Genomic DNA, 18,205 nt, shown 5'->3' with positions numbered 1-18,205 from the left:
ACGGTTGTCAGCGGTACGGCACGAAGCGCACCGGCGTCCCCGGCACCGCCTGCGCCGCCGCCGCCAGATCCGGCTCGCGGACGACGGCGACGACCGGATAGCCACCGGTCGTCGGATGGTCGGCGAGGAAGACCACCGGGCGGCCGTCCGGCGGCACCTGAACCGCGCCCAAGGGCATGCCCTCGCTGGGCAGTTCGCCCTCCACGGCCCGCTCCAGGGCGGGTCCCTCCGTGCGCAGCCCGATGCGGTTGCTCGCCGGCGACACCCGCCACGCGCGCGTGGCGAGGGATTCCCGGGCGCCGGGCGTGAACCAGCCGTCGCGAGGACCGAGCCGGACCCGCAGGACGAGTTCGCCCGGCGGGCCCGGCCACGGCGGAGCGTCGACCGACCCCCGTACGGCCGTTTCCGCCCCCAACGGCAGCACGGCCCCGTCCGCCAGCGGCGCCGGACCGAGCCCGGACAGCAGGTCGGTGGAGCGGCTGCCGAGCACCGGGTCGACGGCGACGCCGCCGCCGAAGCCCACGTACGAGCGCAGCCCGCGCACGGCCGCGCCCACCTCCAGGAGCTGTCCGGCGCCGACCCGCACCGCCGTGCCCCAGGCGGCGGGCCGGCCGTCCACCCGTACCGGGCACGGAGCGCCGCCCACCGCCACCGTCACCGCGCAGCGCGGCCGCACCGCGCAGCCGGTGAGGGTGGTCTCCAGGACGGCGGCACCCTCGTCGTTGCCGAGCAGCCGGTTGACGAGCCGGGCCGCGCCCGGGTCGAGCGCCCCGGAGCGGGGCACGCCCAGATGGGCGTGGCCCGTCCGCCCCAGGTCCTGGACGGTGGTCAGCGCCCCGGCCCGCACCACGGCGAAGGCACGATCGGTCATCGGCCCGCCGCCGTGAACCGCACCCGGGTGCCGGGCGAGAGCAGGGCCGCGGGCTCGCGGGCCGTGTCCCAGAGCACGGCGTCCGTGCTGCCGATCAGCTGCCAGCCGCCCGGCGAGGACCGCGGGTACACCCCGGTGTACGGGCCCGCCAGGGCGACCGAGCCGGCCGGCACGGCGGTGCGCGGGGTGGCACGGCGCGGGACCTCGTACCGCGGGCCGAGACCGGTGAGATAGCCGAACCCCGGGGCGAACCCGCAGAAGGCCACCCGGAACTCGGTCGCCGAGTGGATCCGCACGGCCGCCTCCACCGACACGTCCCACAGGGCGGCGACCTCGGCCAGATCGGGCCCGTCGTAGCGCACCGGCAGTTCCACGACCGCCGCCACGCGCGCGTGGAGCGGGGGAACGTCCCAGGAGCGCAGCTCGGCCGCCAGCCGGTCGGGGGCGGCCACCCCTTCGAGCAGCACGGTCCGCGCCGCCGGCACGATCTCCCGCACGGCGGGCAGCGCGCCCGCCTCCCGGCGGCGCAGCAGCTCGGCGTGGAAGGCCTCGGTCGCCTCCCCGCTCACCAGCTCGACGAGCAGCCCGCGCTCGCCGACCCGGAACACCTTGCGGGCCCTCATGCGAAGGCCTCCACCCGGATTCCGGCGGACTCCAGGCCGGAGCGCACCCGGCGGGCGAGGTCCACGGCGCCGGGCGTGTCGCCGTGCAGGCACAGCGAACGGGCCCGTACCGGCACGGACCGTCCGCAGTGCGCGGTCACCACCCCGAACCGGGCCATGGACACCGACCGCTCCACCACCTCGGCCGGTTCGTGTAGGACGGCACCCTCCTGCCCCCGTGGCAGCAGGGTGCCGTCGGCCCGGTAGGCCCGGTCGCCGAACGCCTCGCCGACGACGGGCAGTCCGGCCTTCTCCGCGGCCTCGTGCAGCCGCGAGCCGGGCAGCCCGAGCACCGGAAGACCGGCCGAGGCGAGCAGCACCCCGGCCACGACCGCCGCCGCCTGCTCCTCGTCGTGCACGACCCGGTTGTAGAGCGCGCCGTGCGGTTTGACGTACGCCACGGCCGCACCGGCAGCGCGGGCGAACACCTCCAGGGCGCCGATCTGGTACGCGACCTCCGCGGCCAGCTCGTCCGCCGGCACGTCCATGGCGCGGCGCCCGAAGCCCGCCAGGTCGCGGTAGGAGACCTGGGCCCCGATGCGTACCCCGCGCTCCGCCGCGAGCGCGCACACGCGCCGCATCGTGGCGGCGTCCCCCGCGTGGAAGCCGCAGGCCACGTTGGCGCTGGTGACCACGGACAGCAGCCGCTCGTCGTCGGTGAGCGTCCAGCGTCCGAAGCCCTCGCCGAGGTCGGCGTTGAGGTCGATCGAGACCCGGGTCATGGGGTGTTTCCTTTCTCTTCCCGCACTGAGGAGCGCGTTCTCCGCTCCGGTCACGCCGCGACGCGGTACTCCGCGTCCCGCACGTCCGTCACGAGCATCCGGCCCGGCGCGTGGCTGATCGCGAACGGCGGCCGGGAGGCGGCCACCGCCGCCTGCGGCGTGACCCCGCAGGCCCAGAACACCGGCACGTCACCGGGTTCGGCGGCCACCGGGTCGCCGAAGTCCGGCCGGTCGAGGTCCCGGATGCCGAGTGCCGCCGGGTCGCCCGCGTGCACCGGTGCCCCGTGCACCGCGGGCAGCTGCCCGCTGATCCGGTGCGCGACGCCGACCAGCGCGGCCGGGACGGGCCGCATCGACACCACCATCGGGCCGCGCAGCCGTCCGGCCGGCCGGCAGGCCCGGTCGGTGACGTACATCGACACGTTCCGGCCCTGCTCGACGTGGCGCAGCGGCACGCCCGCCTCGGCCAGCGCTCCCTCGAAGGTGAAGCTGCAGCCGATGAGGAACGACACGAGGTCGCCGCGCCAGTACGAGGTGACGTCGGTCGGTTCGTCGACGAGCCGGCCGCTCTCCCACACCCGGTAGCGCGGGATGTCCGTGCGCAGGTCGGCGTCGGGCGCGAGCGCGGTCCGCCAGGAGCCCGGGTCGGTGACGTCGAGGACCGGGCAGGACCGCGGATTGCGGGTGCAGAACAGAAGGACGTCGTACGCCCAGTCCGCGGGCACCGCGATCAGATTGGCCTGGGTGTGGCCCGGGGCCCAGCCGGCCGTGGGGCCGCTCGCCCCGGCACGGGCACGCGCGCGTGCCGTACGGGCGTCGGGGACGGCGGAGCCGTTCGCGGAGGCCGTGCTCATACGAGTTCCCTCCCGCGGGTCTCCGGCAGGCCGAGCAGGGCGACGACGGCGAGCCCGTAGCCGACGGCGCCGAACACCAGCGCCCCGCCGACGCCCCAGCTGTCGGCGAGGAAGCCCACCAGGGTCGGGAAGAGGGCGCCGACCGCGCGCCCGGTGTTGTAGGTGAGGCCCTGTCCGGTGCCGCGCACGGCCGTCGGGTACAGCTCGGCGAGGAAGGAGCCGAAACCGCTGAAGATGGCGGACATGCAGAAGCCGAGCGGGAAGCCGAGGACGAGCAGCAGATTGTTCGCTCCCTCGGGAATCCGGGTGTAGGCGAGGACGGCCATGGCCGACAGCACTGCGAACAGCGCGATGTTCTTCTTCCGGCCGAGCCGGTCGGTGAGGTAACCGCCGGTCAGATAGCCGGTGAAGGCACCCGAGATGAGGAAGGTGAGATAGCCGCCGGTGCCGACGACCGTGAGGCCCCGCTCGGTCTTGAGGAAGGTAGGGACCCAGGTGGCGAGCGTGTAGTAGCCGCCCTGGACACCGGTCGACAGGAGGGTCGCGAAGAGGGTGGTGTGCAGCAGCGGCCCTCTGAGGACCGCGGTGAAGGAGCCGCGCTCGGCGCTCGCCCGGCGCACCTCGTCGGCCTTCGGGGCGTCCTGGACGTTGCGCCGCACGTACACGACGAGCAGCGCGGGCAGGGCGCCGGTCCAGAACATGACCCGCCAGGCGGTGTCGGCGTCGACGAACTGGAAGACCAGGGTGTAGACGATCACGGCGAGCGCCCAGCCGGCCGCCCACGCGCTCTGGATGCCGCCGAGCGTGCGGCCCCGGTGCCGGGCGGAGGCGTACTCGGCGACGAGGATCGCGCCGACCGCCCACTCGCCGCCGAAGCCGAGACCCTGGAGGGCGCGGAAGACCATCAGGGTCTCGTAGTTCGGCGCGAAGCCGCACAGGACGGTGAAGAGCGCGTACGTGACGACCGTGATCATCAGCGCCCGCACCCGTCCGATGCGGTCGGCGAGGATGCCGGCGAGCGCGCCGCCGACGGCGGAGACCACCAGGGTGACGGTGGTGAGGAGCCCGGTCTGACCCTTGTCGAGGCCGAAGTAGGCGGCGACGGCCACCATCGACAGCGGCAGCGTGAAGAAGTCGTACGAGTCGAGGGCGTAGCCGCCGAACGCCCCGCCGAAGGCGCGCCTGCCGCGCGGCCCGAGGGCGCGGAGCCAGGCGAAGGCGCCGTTGTCGTCGGGCCGTTCGCCCGGGGTCCGCCGCTGGGTCTGGGTCGTGCTCATCTGCACCTCGCAGGAGGAAGGAGGGGTGCGGGAAGAGACGTGCTGAAGAGCGGTGCGGTGTCGTTCAATGTAGGGATCGTTCAACGATCCGACAAGAGTCGTGTCGTCACGTTCTTGTTTCCGGCGCGGGTCCTGCGCTTGACTCGACGCGATCGACGGAGGGAACGAGGCACGATGGACGCAATCGGCGAACTGGCGGACGACCGCGCGCTGCTGGGCCGCACGAGCACGGCGGAACGGGTCGCCGACATCCTGCGCACCCGGATCGCCGAGGGCTTCTTCCCGCCCGGCACCCGCCTCTCCGAGGAGAGCATCGGCGGCGCGCTCGGGGTCTCCCGCAACACCCTCCGCGAGGCGTTCCGGCTGCTCACCCACGAGCGGCTGCTCGTCCACCGGCTCAACCGCGGGGTGTTCGTGCGGGTCCTCACCGTCGACGACGTCGACGACATCTACCGCACCCGCCGGCTGGTCGAATGCGCCGTCGTCCACGCCCTGGGCGAGCCGCCGTTCGCCGTCGACGGGCTCGCCGCCGCCGTCGCCGAGGGCGAACGGGCGGCCGGGCGCGGGGACTGGAAGGGCGTGTCCACCGCCAACATCCACTTCCACCGCGAACTCGTCGCCCTGGCCGGCAGTGCCCGCACCGACGAGCTGATGCGCGGCGTCCTCGCCGAACTCCGCCTCGCCTTCCACGTCGTGTCCGACCCGCGCGGACTCCATGAGCCTTATCTCATAAGAAACCGGGAGATTCTGGACGCCCTGCGGGAGGGCCGGAGAGACACCGCCGGGCTGCTCCTCGCCCGCTATCTCGACGACTCCCGCAGCCGGATCGTGGACGTGTACGCGAAGGCGGTCGACGACCCGGAGCCGTGACGCCCCCGGCGACAGCCGGGCAGGCCGGGACGGTCCGCGCGGCCCCCGGGTGCTTCGGACGGCCGGGGCGCGGGCCGGCCGGGGCGCGGGCCGGTCGGGAGGGGCGGGGCCCGTCGCGGACCCGGGCCCATTGCGGACCCGGGCCCCGTTCGCGCAGGTGCGGCGTGCGGGGCGCGTGGGGGAGCGTGCGGGGCGGTCGTATAAGCGCCGTTTCGACCGTTGTCAGTTCGAGGACCTACTCTGTGCACCGTGACTTCGCCTGCCTCGACGGACCTCGCTCCGCCCCAGCTCAGCGCGGGGCCGCGGCCCGCGCAGGGCCCGGCCGCCGACGAAGGGCTCGCGCGGCGGCTCCGCGCGCTCGCGTGCACCGCCCCGCTGCACGACCTCGACGCGCGCAAGGCCAACCTGGCCGGCGAGTACTCGGTCTACGCGATGGCCGAGGTCGCCCTCGCCGCGATCGACCTGGTCACCCTCAACATGGACTTCGACACCGGTGCCGACAGCGAGCAGATAATCGCCCGGCTGCTGCCCCGCGTCGCCGCCCAGGCCCCCGAGCGCCCCGCCGCCGAACACGAGCGGGTCGCCCGCTGGGTCCTGGAGAACCTGATCAACGTCGGCAGCGTCGACCGCGGCTTCCGCGCCGTCTACGGCACCTTCGGCACCGACGGCGTCTACACGCGTCGCGACTACGACTTCAAACTCATCGAAGAGGTCCCCGGCTACGGCGGCGGGATCTATCTGCGCACCACCGACGAGGCCGTCAACGTGCTCGTCGGCGCCCTCGACACCGACGTCACCAGCGCCCAGATCGCCGCCGAGGTGAAGCTCGAGGTCCTGATCAACCGCGGCCGCCTCGCCGACGCGCAGCTCGCCGCCGAGCAGGCCCGCTACCGGACCGTCCAGTACGCGGAGACCCTCCGCAAGACCCTGGAGGCCACCCGGCGCAACGTCCGCGCGGTCGACTGGCTCCACACCGTCCCCGACATGATCGCCGAGGCGCTCGACCACGTCGCCGACCGCTACCGCCACGAGAACGCGATCCTCACCAACATCCGCAAGGCCCGCGACGAGGCCGAGGCCGCCACCGACGCGAAGACCGCCGAGCACAAGCGCCGCGCCGCCGAGCTCGTCGACATCGTCAAGGACTGCATCCGGCGCCACACCCAGCTGCAGTCCCGCCTCCTGGAGGCCGGTCCGCTCTTCCGCGCCGAGCAGGACCGCCAGGCCTTCGCCGCGCCCACCTCGTACACCGGCCTCGACCTGTACGGGCAGCTCGTCGCCCCGATCCTGCCGCTCCCCGTCGAGCAGGCCACCAAGGTCACCGACGCCTTCTTCGCCCGCGGCACCGGACTGCGCACTCCCGCCTCCGTCCGCGTCGGGGACCTCGTCGACCTGCTCCTCACGCCGCCCGTGGAACGCCAGCACCTCGGCGCCGAGATGCCCGAGCCCGACCTCATCGCCACCCCGGACGACAGCCGCTTCAGCGAGGAGCAGCTGGCCGCCGCCATGGAACTGCTCGACCTGGAGCACGACGCCCCGCGCCGGCTCTCCGGCCTCCTCGCCGAAGCCCGCCGCGGCGGCGACCCCGACCTCGCCTACCTCGTCGCGCTCCTGGCCGTCCACGCCGCGAGCCCGCCGGTCGGCACCGCCTACCGCCAGGGCGAGGAGCGGCTGCTCTTCGCCGTCGACGACGGCACGCCCCTCGACGACCCCGAGTTCGGCGGCGCCGACCTCATCGTCGGCACGGCCCTCCTGGACGCTGTGGGCATGGCCGCCGACCGCACGGAGGCGACGTGACAGCGCCCTGCACGCCGGCGACGGACCCCGCCGACGAGGCGGCCCCGCCGTCCGCCGTGCCCGAGGCACGGCACGCGGACGACGCCGGCCGGGCTCCCGGCCCCCGCGTCGCGCGGGTCACCGTGGCACGGCCCGCCACCGAGACGCCGGAGCCGACCGCCGACGGACCCCGCGTGGGAACCGTGGAGACCGGCACCCCCACGCCCGCGGACCCGCGGCGGCCGTTCGTACGCGCCGTGCCGCTGCCGCAGCGCGGGCAGCCCGCCCCGGAACCCCCGCCCGCCGCACCGGCCCCCGGCGTCACCCCCGTACGCCTGCCCCTGTCCCCGCCCGAAACCGCCGCACCGACGCAGCAGCACCGCCCCGAGGAGCCCCAGCCGTGAGCGAACACCACGTCGAGCACACCGACGCGTGGAGCGAGCCCGAGGCCCCGCGGGCGGCGGCGCCCACCGCCCTCACGCCCGCCGACGCGGCCGACGCCGCACGGCTCGTGTCCTTCGGGCTCCAGCCCAAGCTGCTGCCCGCCCGCGACGCCGAGTACGCGGAGCTGCTCCGCCGCTACCTGGAGGACCCCGGCTTCGCGCGGCTCGCCGACGCCGTCGCCACCGGCCTCGGCCTCGTCGTCCTCGAGGTCTCGACCCGCGCCGGCATGGCCGTGACAGCCGGCGAGGACTCGGTCTTCGCCGTCCGCATGGGCGACTACGCCCGCCGCGCCTCCACCGACTCCGCCGACCGCTTCCTGCACGGCCTCGCCCACCTCGCCGTCGCCGCCATGGCCTTCCCCCGCCCGGAGGACCTCGCCGACGACGGCTACATCGGCCGACTCACCGTGAACGGCGTCGACGCCTTCGTCCGGCAGGCCTGCCGCCGCCTCGAGGAGCGCGCCGAGGAGCAGGGCGAGAACACCGACCCCGAGACCGACGCGCCCGGCCTCGAGGCCGCCTGGCGGATCTACGCCCGCCGCAGCGCCACCGGCGCCACCAAGGACGCCCGCCGCCTCGCCGGCTCCACCACCGGCATCGTCGGCAAGGCCGTCGCCTTCCTCACCGACTCCGGCTTCCTCCAGCGCACCGGTGACGAGTCCGGCGGCTCCTACCGCACCACCGCCCGCTACCAGCTCCAGGTCCGCGACATGGCCGGCAGCGCCGCCATGGCCGAGCTCCTGGAGCTGGGCGTCGTCCCCGTCAGCGACGGCTCCGCGACCCTCCTGCCGCCGCCCGAGGGCGACGACCTGGAGATCGCCGCCGACGCCGGCCTGCCGTTCCACGCCTGACCCGAGCCACCAGAGAGACGACGAGAGTCCGCCCCATGTACGAGCTGTCCCGGGTACGCCTCTACTCCATCGGCCCGGCCGGTGCCCGCTACGCCGACACCGTCCTGGACCTGCGTGGAGTCGGCGCGCCGGTGCCCCGCCCCGCGCCCACCCAGGCGGAGTTCTTCGAGGAGGAGCCCGTCGGCCCGCCGCGCCGTCCCGCCCCCGCCGGCGTGCTCTTCCTGGAGAACGGCGGCGGCAAGTCCGTCCTGCTCAAGCTGATCTTCTCGGTGATGCTCCCGGGCCACCGCAACACCCTCGGCGGCGCCAGCTCCGGCGTGCTCCGCAAGTTCCTGCTCGCCGACGACTGCGGCCACGTGGCCCTGGAGTGGCAGCACACCCTCACCGGCGAGCTGGTCGTCGTCGGCAAGGTCAGCGAGTGGCGCGGCCGCCAGGTCTCCAACGACCCGCGCAAGTTCGCCGAGGCCTGGTACTCCTTCCGCCCGGGCCCCGGACTCAGCCTCGACAACCTTCCGGTCGCCGAGGCCACCTCGGTCCGCCCGCCCGTCGAGGGCGCCTCCGGCGCCACCGGACGCCGCCGCACCATGAAGGGCTTCCGCGACGCGATCACCGAGGCCGGCAAGGCCTACCCGCACCTCGAGGTGTACTGGGAGGAGATCCACGACCGCTGGAACGAGCACCTGGGCGACCTCGGCCTCGACCCCGAACTCTTCCGCTACCAGCGCGAGATGAACGCCGACGAAGGCGAGGCCGCCGGCCTCTTCGCGGTCAAGAAGGACTCCGACTTCACCGACCTGCTGCTGCGCGCCGTCACCGACACCCGGGACACCGACGGCCTCGCCGACCTGGTCAGCGGCTTCGGCAACAAGCTCGGCCGGCGCGCCGAGCTCACCGCCGAGCGCGACTTCACCGCCGGTTCCGTCGACCTCCTGAACCGCATCGTCGAGGCCGCCGACACCCGCGCCCGCGCCCGCGACGTCCACGCCGGGGCCGAGCGCCGCACCCGCACCCTCGCCCGCCGGCTCTCCGCCCGCGCCGCGGCGGAACGCGGACGCGCCGCCGAACTCGCCCAGCAGGTCACCTCCGCCGCCCACGCCGTCTCCGAGGCCGAGACCGCCCGCGCCCGCAGCGCCCTGATCGCCTCCGAACTCGCCTTCCGGCACGCCTCGCTCGCCCTGGCCGCCGCCGAGAAGGGCGCCGCCGCCCAGCGCCGTGAGCTCACCGACGCCCGCACCCTCCACTCCGCGTGGCAGGCCGCCGAGTCCGTGCTCCGCCACCGCGCCGCGAGCGACCGCTCCGCGCGCGTCGCCGCCGCCATCCGCGAGGCCGAGCGGGACGCGGCCCCGGCCCTCGCCGCCCGCGCCAAGGCCGCCGCCGACCTCGTACGGGCGCTCGCCGCCGCCGCGGAGGAGGGCGAGCGGCACGCCGCCGAGGAGGAGGAGCGTTCCGCCGCCCTCCAGGAGGCGGGCGAGGCCGCCCACCGCGACGCCACGGCCGCCGCCACCGAGGCCCAGCGCGCCCGCAGCGAGGCCGGCCACCTGCGCCAGCGGCTCGCGGAGGTCGAGCAGGAGACCGCCGAGGCCGTCCGGGCCGGCTGGCTCGACGACACCGCGCCCGACGCCGACCCGGCCCGCGCCGCGCTCGCCGCCAGCGACGCCGAGAAGACCACCGTCGCCGCCTGGGACGCGGCCCGCGAGGCCGCCCGCACGGCCACCGAACGCGCCCGCGAGGCCGCCGCCGCCGAGTCCCGCGCCGAACTCGCCGCCGCCCGCGCCGCCGACGCGGCCGAGGCCGCCGAGCACGCCTACGAGGCGGAGCGCCGCGCCGCCGAGTCCCTCGCCTCCGACCCGCGCCTGGCCGAACTCCTCAGCCTGCCGGACGCGGGCCCGGCCACCGGTTCCCCGCTGCCCGGCCAGCGCGGCGGGACGCCGGGCACCGGCGCCCCGGCCGGCGCCGCCTCCGGCCCCACCGGCGGAGCCGACGCCCACCAGGGCCCCCTCACCGTCACCGACTTCGACCGCTACGCGGACGAACTGCGCGGACTGCTCGACCGGTCCATCGCCTCCGCCGAGCGCCAGCTCTTCGACCTGCGCACGGCCGCCGCCGACGACAACCGCATCCTCGGCGCCCTCGGCGACGGCGGCCTGCTGCCGCCCGGACCCGACGTCCTGGCCACCGTCGAGTACCTCGGCGAGCACGGCATCCCGGCCCTGCCCGGCTGGCGCTACCTCGCGCAGGCCGTCGACCCCGCCGACCACGCCGCCGTCCTCGCCGCCCGCCCCGAGCTGGTCGACGGCGTCGTGATCACCGACCCCGTCTCGTACACCCGGGCCCGCGAGGTGCTCAGCGGCGCCGCCCTGCTGCCGCGTTCCACCGTCGCCGTCGGCACCGCCGCCGCGCTGCTCGCGCCCGTACCGGACCCCGGCGCCGGCCAGGACGGTGACGTCTTCCTCGTACCGCCGAACCCGGCCATGCACGACGAGCACGCCGCCGACGAGGAGCGCCAGGCGCTGCGCGCCCGCGCCGCCGCCCGCGACGAGGAGATCCGTACCCTCGCCGCCCGGCTGACCGGCGACCGTTCCCTCGCCGCCCGGATCGGCGCCTGGCGCGCCGACTGCCCGCCCGGCATGCTCACCGAGCTCTCGGCCGCCGCGGCCTCCGCCCGCACCGCCGCCGAGGCCGCCGAAGCCGCCCTCGCCGAGGCCCGTACGGTACGGGCCGAGGCCGACGAGGCCGCCGCCGACGCCACCCGGGTCCGCGACGAGCGCCAGGAGGCCGCCCAGCGCGCCCGCCGCGTCGCCGACGCCCTGGCCGGTCTCGCCTTCCGGCTGCGCGAGCGCTCCGCCTGGCAGGCGAAGCTGCGCGAACTCGCCGACGAGGCCACCGAGTGCGAGGCCCGCGCCCAGACCTGCCTGGAGCGCGCCCGCGCCGCCGACGAGGACCGCCGCGCCGCCCAGCGCGCCGCCGACGACGCCCACCGCACCGCCCGCGCCCTGCGCGCCGAGCGCGCCGAGATCGCCGGCGCGCCCGAGAACCTGCCGGAGGAGGACGCCGACGCACCGCGCGCCGCGCTGCCCACCCTCCGCGAGGCCTACCGGGCCGCCTCCCAGGTGTACGAGAAGGTCGGCGTCGGCGCCGACCTGCGCGCCGAGCAGGCCCGCGCCGAGAGCGACGAGTCCGCCGCCCTCGCCGAACTGGACCGGCTCACCAACAAGGTCCGCACCCGCGCCGAGCAGCTCCTGGAGTCCACCGACGGCGCCGACGGCCCGTCCCGCCAGGCCGCCGCCGCCCGCGCGGAGGCCCTGGTGCAGAAGCTGGAGACGCGCGCCTCCGAGGCCAGCGAGAAGCTGGGCCGGCTCCGCGGCGAGGCCGAGCGCCTGGCCCCGGAGGACGGCGAGGCGCACACCGAGCTGCCCGAGGAGCTGGTTCCCGCCGACGCCGAGCAGGCCCAGGCCCTGCTCCGCACCGCCACCTCCGAACTCGCCGCCCGAACCGACGCCCTGGAGGCCGCGCGCTCCGCGCACACCGGCCTGCTCCAGGCCCACCGGGCCGCCGAGGACGCCGCCGGCGGCTTCGACGAGACCGCCGCGCTCCTGCGCGACCTGCTCCGCGACCACACGGACGAGGAGCAGGAGGAGCCGGAGCCGTACCCGGGACCGCTGGCCGAGGCCCGCGCCTCGGCGTCCGAGGCCCGGCGTTCGCTGCGCGGCTGCGCCGCCGACCTGTCGGCCGCCGACGCCTCCGTCCGCGAGGCGGGCGACATCCTCGTACGGCACGCCAACTCCACCCGCTACGAGCAGGTGCGCACCCCGGCCCGGCAGCAGATCCGCGAACTGCCCTCCGCCGCGCTGCCCGAGCACGCCGCTAAGTGGGCCGAGGCCTTCGCACCGCGCCTTCGCGTGCTCACCGACGAGCTGGCGCAGCTGGAGCGCAACCGCGACTCGATCGTGGACCGGCTGCGCGGCCTGGTCGAGTCGGCGCTCGCCACGCTGCGCTCCGCGCAGCGGCTGTCGCGGCTGCCCGAGGGCCTGGGGGAGTGGTCGGGTCAGGAGTTCCTGCGCATCCGCTTCGAGGAGCCCGACCAGGCCACGCTCACCGAGCGGCTCGGCGAGGTCGTCGACGAGGCGACCCGCGCGGCCCTGAAGAAGAACTCCGACCTGCGCCGGGACGGCATGTCCCTGCTGCTCCGCGGTGTGCAGGCCGCCCTCGAACCGAAGGGCGTCGCCGTGGAGATCCTCAAGCCGGACGCGGTGCTGCGCGCCGAGCGGGTGCCGGTCGGTCAGATGGGCGACGTCTTCTCCGGCGGCCAGCTGCTCACCGCCGCCATCGCGCTCTACTGCACGATGGCCGCGCTCCGGTCGAACGACCGGGGCCGGGACAAGCACCGGCACGCGGGCACGCTGTTCCTCGACAACCCGATCGGCCGCGCCAACGCCACGTACCTGCTCGAGCTGCAGCGGGCGGTGTCGGACGCGCTCGGTGTCCAGCTGCTGTACACCACGGGCCTGTTCGACACCACGGCGCTCGCCGAGTTCCCGCTGGTCATCCGGCTGCGCAACGACGCCGACCTGCGGGCGGGTCTGAAGTACATCAGCGTGGAGGAGCACCTGCGGCCCGGTCTTCCGCAGCCGAGCGCGGAGGGCGAGACCATCCACGGCGAGATCACGGCGACCCGGGTGTTCCGCCGTACGCTGGTGGACGCCGCGCCGGCCGCCGTCGAGCAGTAGCGGCCGCGGACCGCGATCCGCGGCGGCAACCGGAAGGGCCCGGCCCCCACAGGGGGACCGGGCCCTTTCTACCGACTTCCGACCGGCTTCCGACCGGCTTCCGGCCGAGTGCCGGCCAGCCTTCCGACGGCCTCCCGCCGAGTTCCGACCGGCCTCCGGGCCGTATTCCGCTGACTCCCGCTCAGGCCGCTTCCGACAGGGCCGTCTGCTCCTCCCGGCGCCCCTCGCGCCGCGGGCCGCGGGCCGCGCTGCTCGGCTCGGACACGACCCCGTTGCGCTGGCGCCACACCTGGCGGGTGATCCACACGTCGAGCACGCTCCAGGTCGCGACCACGGTGCTGGTGACCGCCGTGACGGTCATGGGGAACGCCAGCCACGACCCCGCGACCGAACAGAAGAAGGCGACCATCGCCTGAATCAGCGTCACCGACGTGATCAGCACGGCCCGCACCGCGGCCCTGCGCACCGGATCGGGCATCCGCCGCCGGCCCTTCTCGTCCTCCACCCACAACTGCCGCACCGGCCGCGCCTCGTGTCCCATCGCGCTGTCTCTCCCCACCACCGACGTCTTCAAGGTGGCTGCTGCCCGTCTTGCGTCGCTTTACGCGGACACAACCCTCCCCGGTACAGAATGACGTACGACAGCGGGAAAAGGTTTCGCCGGGGTGCCCTTCACACCGTTGCGGAACGAACAGTTCCAGCCATCTGTCCGGAGACGGCGAAACCCTGACGCTCGGGTGTCCTACGCCACACTCCGGGAACCCAACTCCCCGAATACCGGGACATCTCATGATCAACACTCACTCGACCGGCTGAAAATCGCCCGGACGCGTCTTCGAGATGGCTGTGATGCAGTAGTAGGCTCGCGCCGCCGTTTGTTGAAGCTGAAGGTTGACGCCGCGTGTTGACGCCGGGCGTGACGAAACGTGAAGACCTCCGTGGCCGCGGAGGCCGAGCTGGGGGAGGCCATGCGCTTTCGCGGGAAGTCCATCCGCAGGAAGATCGTGGCCTTGCTGCTCGTGCCGCTCGTCTCCCTCACCGGGCTCTGGGGGTTCGCCACCGTCCTCACCGGACGCGAGGCGCGCCAACTCCTCGACGTCAGCTACATCGTCGACAAGGTCGGCTACCCCGTCGAGGACACCGCCCGCGTCATCCAGAAGGAACGCCGCCAGTCCCTCATCTACCTCGCCGACCCCCGCGCCGCCGAGGCCCTCACCGACCTGCGCGTGCAACGCGAGGCCACCGACCGGCAGATCGCGCTGATCCGCCGCAACGCCGCCGACCCCGGCGTACGCGGCGAGATGAGCCCCGTCACCACCCAGCGCCTCAACTCCCTGCTCGCCGCCTACGACGGCCTCTCCTCGCTGCGCCGCTCCGTGGAGAACCGCAGCATCGGCCGCATGCAGGCCCTCGACTTCTACAACCGGCTCGTCGACCCCGCCTACAGCTTCCTCATGACGCTCCACGCCCTGGAGAACGTCGAGATGGACAAGCAGGGCCGCGCCCTCGTCGGTGTCACCCGCGCCCGCGAACTCCTCTCCCGCGAGGACGCCCTCGTCGTCTCCGCGCTCATCGCCGAACGCGTCACCGCCGAGGAGGCCCGCACCGTCACCGACCTCGTCGCGGGCCGCAAGCTGCTCTACGAGGCCAACCTGGAGATCCTGCCCGGCTCCGAGCGCGACCGCTTCGAGAAGTACTGGTCCGGCGCCGAGACCGCGCCGCTGCGCAAGGCCGAGGAGGCGTTCATCGCCCAGGGCGCCACCGAGCACCCGCGCTCCGTCACCGCCGACCGCTGGCAGGAGCAGACCACCCCCGTCCTCGACGACCTCGCCCGCGACAACACCGCCGCCGGCGACCGCTACAAGGACCGCGTCCAGCCCGCCGCGTACAGCGTGCTCCTCAAGGCGGGCATCGCCGGCGTCCTCGGCTTCGTCGCCCTCCTCGTCTCGGTCGTCGTCTCGGTCCGCGTCGGCCGCGAACTCGTCCGCGACCTGCGCCTGCTGCGCAAGGAGGCCCAGGAGGTCTCCGGCGTCCGGCTGCCCAGCGTCATGCGCCGCCTCGCCGCCGGCGAACACGTCGACGTCGAGACCGAGGTGCCGCACCTCCGTTACGACGACGACGAGGTCGGCCAGGTCGGCCAGGCCCTCAACACCCTCCAGCGCGCCGCCGTCGAGGCCGCAGTCAAGCAGGCCGACCTGCGCCGCGGCGTCTCCGAGGTGTTCGTCAACCTCGCCCGCCGCAACCAGGTCCTGCTGCACCGCCAGCTGACCCTCCTCGACACCATGGAACGCCGCACCGAGGACACCGAGGAACTCGCCGACCTCTTCCGGCTCGACCACCTCACCACCCGCATGCGCCGCCACGCCGAGGGCCTGGTGATCCTCTCCGGCGCCGCGCCCTCCCGTCAGTGGCGCAAGCCCGTCCAGCTCATGGACGTGGTCCGCGCCGCCGTCGCCGAGGTCGAGGACTACGAGCGCATCGAGGTCCGCCGGCTGCCCCGGCTCGGCGTCGGCGGCCCCGCCGTCGCCGACCTCACCCACCTCATCGCCGAACTCCTCGAGAACGCCACCGTGTTCTCTCCGCCGCACACCGCCGTGCAGGTGCTCGGCGAGCGCGTCGCCAACGGCTTCACCCTGGAGATCCACGACCGCGGCCTCGGCATGAACCCCGACGCCCTGCTCGACGCCAACCTCCGGCTCGCCGAGACGCCCGAGTTCGAGCTCTCCGACACCGACCGGCTCGGCCTGTTCGTGGTCAGCCGCCTCGCCCAGCGCCAGAACGTCCGCGTCTCGCTCCAGCCCTCCCCGTACGGCGGCACCACCGCGGTCGTGTTCATCCCGGCCGCGTTGCTCACCGACGCCCCCGAGACCCAGGGCGCCGGCTTCCGCCTCGACCGCAAGGGCCCGGAGCGGCCGCACCTCGACCGCGCCGCGCTCGACCGGCGGGGCGGCACCGGACCGGACGACCTGCCGTCCCGGCGCCCCGCCCTCACCAAGGTGCCCGACCCGGCCCTCGAAAGCGCCGGACCGCTCCTCGACGGCCCCGTCGAACTGGAGGCCCCGCTGGGCTCCGAAAGCTTCGCCGGCCTTCTCGGCGCGGCCGACCTCCTCGACACCGAGAGCGAGCGCGGCGGCCTGTTCCGGGCCCGCGAGCACCGCCGCCGCGGCGAGCAGCACCAGCAGGCCCCGGACCACTCCGGCGCCCGGACCGGCGGCGACCGCGACGACGACGCGCCCGCCCGACCCGTGACGCTGCCCCGCCGCCGCCCGCCGACGCTCGTCGTCGACCACGGCCGGCGCCTCGACGAGGAGGGCCGCGCCCATCCCGCCGGCACGCCGACCGACGGTGCCGCCCCGGGCGGCGCCATGACGGACGACACCATGGAACTGGCCCGGGTGCGCCCCGCGCCCACGCTCGTACCCGTACCCGAGGAGGGCGGCCCCGCGCCGTTCGCCGGGCTGCCCCGCCGCGTACGGCAGGCCAGCCTCGCCCCGCAGCTGCGGAGCACCGGAGACCGCGCCGACGACCAGCAGGCCGCCACGGCCGAACCGGCCCCCGCCGAGGGAACCGACTCCTTCGAGCGCGACGCCGAGGAGGTGCGCAGCCGCATGGCCTCGATGCAGCGCGGCTGGCAGCGCGGCCGCCGGCAGAACGCCGAAACGACAGCACCAGGAACGACACCCGAGGGGGACGGTCGATGACCGCACCGAACGCCGCAGCCCACAGCTCCGCCCACGGCAACGGGGAGCTGAACTGGCTCCTCGACGAACTGGTCCAGCGCGTCGGCTCCATCCGCAAGGCCCTGGTGCTCTCCAGCGACGGCCTGCCCACCGGCGCCTCGCAGGACCTCTCGCGCGAGGACGGCGAGCACCTGGCCGCCGTCGCCTCCGGCTTCCACAGCCTCGCCAAGGGCGTCGGCCGCCACTTCGAGGCGGGCAGGGTCCGGCAGACCGTGGTCGAGCTCGAGGACGCCTTCCTCTTCGTCACCGCCGCGGGCGACGGCAGCTGCCTCGCCGTGCTCGCCGACGCCGATTCGGACGTCGGCCAGGTCGCGTACGAGATGACCCTCATGGTCAAGCGCGTCGGCGCACATCTCGCCACGGCGCCCCGGTCCGGGCTGCCCACCGGAGGATGAGGAGAGGGGGGACGGCATGACCGAAGCAGACCAGTCCCGCGAGGAGCCGGCCGCCCGCTGGTTCGACGACGAGGCGGGCCCGGTGGTCCGCCCGTACGCGATGACCCGCGGCCGCACCAGTGCCGCGACCCGCCACCGGCTCGACCTGATCGCGCTGGTGGTGCCCGAGCCGGCCGCCGACGACCCGGGCCGCGACCAGACGCTGTCCCCCGAGCACGTGGAGATCGTCGAGCGCTGCGCCGAACAGCCGCAGTCGATCGCCGAACTCGCCGCCGGACTCGACCTCCCCGTCGGGGTGGTACGGGTCCTGGTCGGCGACCTCGTCGAAGACGAGCTCGTGCACGTGACCCGCCCCGTTCCGCCGGCCGAGCTGCCGGACGTGAGCATCCTTCGCGAGGTGATCAATGGCCTTCGGGCGCTCTAGCTCCAGCCGCAGGCAGCCGCCGGTCGAGCCGGTGACGCTGAAGATCCTGGTCGCGGGCGGCTTCGGGGTGGGCAAGACCACCCTGGTGGGCGCGGTCAGCGAGATCCGGCCGCTGCGGACCGAGGAGATCCTCAGCGAGGCGGGCCGGCCGGTCGACGACCTGCACGGCGTCGAGACCAAGTCGACCACCACCGTCGCCATGGACTTCGGCCGCATCACCCTGCGCGAGGACCTGGTCCTGTACCTGTTCGGCACGCCCGGACAGGACCGCTTCTGGTTCCTGTGGGACGAGCTCGCGCAGGGTGCCCTGGGCGCGGTCGTCCTCGCCGACACCCGGCGCCTGGAGGACAGCTTCGCCGCCATCGACTACTTCGAGCGGCGCGGCATCCCGTTCACGGTCGCCGTCAACTGCTTCGAGGGCGCCCGCCGTTATCCGGCGGAGACGGTCCGGGGCGCGCTCGACCTCGATCCCGAGGTCGAGCTCGTGATGTGCGACGCCCGCGACCGCGAGTCGGTCAAGAACGTCCTCGTGGCGGTCGTCGAGCACGCGCTGGTCCTGGCAGGGCCGGACCCGGCCACCGTGCCGGGCTGAC

Annotated in this window: 15 protein-coding genes; 9 read left to right on the top strand and 6 right to left on the bottom strand. The window is 75.0% G+C overall.

Annotated features, from left to right (window positions below; all coding sequences use genetic code 11):
- Positions 1–7: 7 nt before the first annotated feature.
- From ACFWJO_RS25455 to ACFWJO_RS25435, 5 genes are read right to left on the bottom strand one after another with little or no spacing between them, the layout of a single operon-like run.
- On the bottom strand, positions 8–871 hold the full coding sequence (locus tag ACFWJO_RS25455) for a biotin-dependent carboxyltransferase family protein (protein ID WP_386868641.1): 864 nt from the start codon (positions 869–871) through the stop codon (positions 8–10).
- Positions 868–1,494 (bottom strand): allophanate hydrolase subunit 1, encoded by a 627-nt coding sequence (locus ACFWJO_RS25450; protein WP_386868639.1) that lies wholly within the window; start codon positions 1,492–1,494, stop codon positions 868–870. The genes ACFWJO_RS25455 and ACFWJO_RS25450 overlap by 4 nt, the downstream gene beginning before the upstream one ends.
- Positions 1,491–2,255, bottom strand: coding sequence for a LamB/YcsF family protein (locus tag ACFWJO_RS25445; RefSeq protein ID WP_386868638.1), 765 nt, complete (start codon positions 2,253–2,255; stop codon positions 1,491–1,493). The genes ACFWJO_RS25450 and ACFWJO_RS25445 overlap by 4 nt, the downstream gene beginning before the upstream one ends.
- Before the next feature lie 50 nt (positions 2,256–2,305).
- Positions 2,306–3,109, bottom strand: coding sequence for a putative hydro-lyase (locus tag ACFWJO_RS25440; protein WP_386868636.1), 804 nt, complete (start codon positions 3,107–3,109; stop codon positions 2,306–2,308).
- Positions 3,106–4,386, bottom strand: a complete 1,281-nt coding sequence (locus ACFWJO_RS25435) for an MFS transporter (protein ID WP_386868634.1) — start codon at positions 4,384–4,386, stop codon at positions 3,106–3,108. The genes ACFWJO_RS25440 and ACFWJO_RS25435 overlap by 4 nt, the downstream gene beginning before the upstream one ends.
- 174 nt (positions 4,387–4,560) lie before the next feature.
- On the opposite strand from ACFWJO_RS25435, the gene ACFWJO_RS25430 reads away from it, so the two are divergent.
- The 5 genes from ACFWJO_RS25430 to ACFWJO_RS25410 all read left to right on the top strand — a co-directional run bounded on the left by ACFWJO_RS25430 (position 4,561) and on the right by ACFWJO_RS25410 (position 13,053).
- Positions 4,561–5,256 carry a GntR family transcriptional regulator gene (locus ACFWJO_RS25430; protein ID WP_386868632.1) on the top strand — a complete coding sequence of 232 codons (696 nt, stop codon included), beginning with the start codon at positions 4,561–4,563 and terminating at the stop codon, positions 5,254–5,256.
- Between the two features lie 249 nt (positions 5,257–5,505).
- Entirely contained in the window at positions 5,506–7,053 is a 1,548-nt protein-coding gene (locus ACFWJO_RS25425) for a hypothetical protein (RefSeq protein WP_386868631.1), read from the top strand.
- Positions 7,050–7,436 (top strand): hypothetical protein, encoded by a 387-nt coding sequence (locus ACFWJO_RS25420; RefSeq protein ID WP_386868629.1) that lies wholly within the window; start codon positions 7,050–7,052, stop codon positions 7,434–7,436. Before ACFWJO_RS25425 ends, ACFWJO_RS25420 begins: the two co-directional genes overlap by 4 nt.
- The gene (locus ACFWJO_RS25415) at positions 7,433–8,326 is read left to right on the top strand and encodes a hypothetical protein (RefSeq protein ID WP_386868627.1); all 894 of its coding nucleotides are present in this window, start codon (positions 7,433–7,435) and stop codon (positions 8,324–8,326) included. Before ACFWJO_RS25420 ends, ACFWJO_RS25415 begins: the two co-directional genes overlap by 4 nt.
- Positions 8,327–8,361: 35 nt before the next feature.
- A complete protein-coding gene (locus ACFWJO_RS25410) occupies positions 8,362–13,053 on the top strand; it encodes a hypothetical protein (RefSeq protein ID WP_386868625.1) in 4,692 nt (1,563 codons plus the stop codon).
- 181 nt (positions 13,054–13,234) lie between these two features.
- Here ACFWJO_RS25410 and ACFWJO_RS25405 read toward each other — a convergent pair whose 3' ends face one another.
- Positions 13,235–13,594, bottom strand: coding sequence for a hypothetical protein (locus ACFWJO_RS25405; RefSeq protein WP_386868623.1), 360 nt, complete (start codon positions 13,592–13,594; stop codon positions 13,235–13,237).
- 427 nt (positions 13,595–14,021) lie between these two features.
- Between ACFWJO_RS25405 and ACFWJO_RS25400 the strand changes: the two genes are divergently transcribed.
- The 4 genes from ACFWJO_RS25400 to ACFWJO_RS25385 are packed head-to-tail and all read left to right on the top strand — an operon-like array spanning position 14,022 to position 18,204.
- Positions 14,022–16,754, top strand: coding sequence for a nitrate- and nitrite sensing domain-containing protein (locus ACFWJO_RS25400; RefSeq protein ID WP_386868715.1), 2,733 nt, complete (start codon positions 14,022–14,024; stop codon positions 16,752–16,754).
- A complete protein-coding gene (locus ACFWJO_RS25395; RefSeq protein ID WP_384420339.1) occupies positions 16,751–17,188 on the top strand; it encodes a roadblock/LC7 domain-containing protein in 438 nt (145 codons plus the stop codon). Before ACFWJO_RS25400 ends, ACFWJO_RS25395 begins: the two co-directional genes overlap by 4 nt.
- Positions 17,189–17,204: 16 nt before the next feature.
- On the top strand, positions 17,205–17,612 hold the full coding sequence (locus ACFWJO_RS25390; RefSeq protein ID WP_386868621.1) for a DUF742 domain-containing protein: 408 nt from the start codon (positions 17,205–17,207) through the stop codon (positions 17,610–17,612).
- Positions 17,593–18,204 carry an ATP/GTP-binding protein gene (locus tag ACFWJO_RS25385; RefSeq protein WP_384420333.1) on the top strand — a complete coding sequence of 204 codons (612 nt, stop codon included), beginning with the start codon at positions 17,593–17,595 and terminating at the stop codon, positions 18,202–18,204. The genes ACFWJO_RS25390 and ACFWJO_RS25385 overlap by 20 nt, the downstream gene beginning before the upstream one ends.
- Position 18,205 lies beyond the last annotated feature (1 nt).

It is taken from the genome of Streptomyces sp. NPDC127092, assembly GCF_042722475.1.
Lineage (GTDB): Bacteria > Actinomycetota > Actinomycetes > Streptomycetales > Streptomycetaceae > Streptomyces.
Note: the sequence above shows the minus strand (reverse complement) of the source record. Positions and strands in the feature narration are given on the sequence as shown.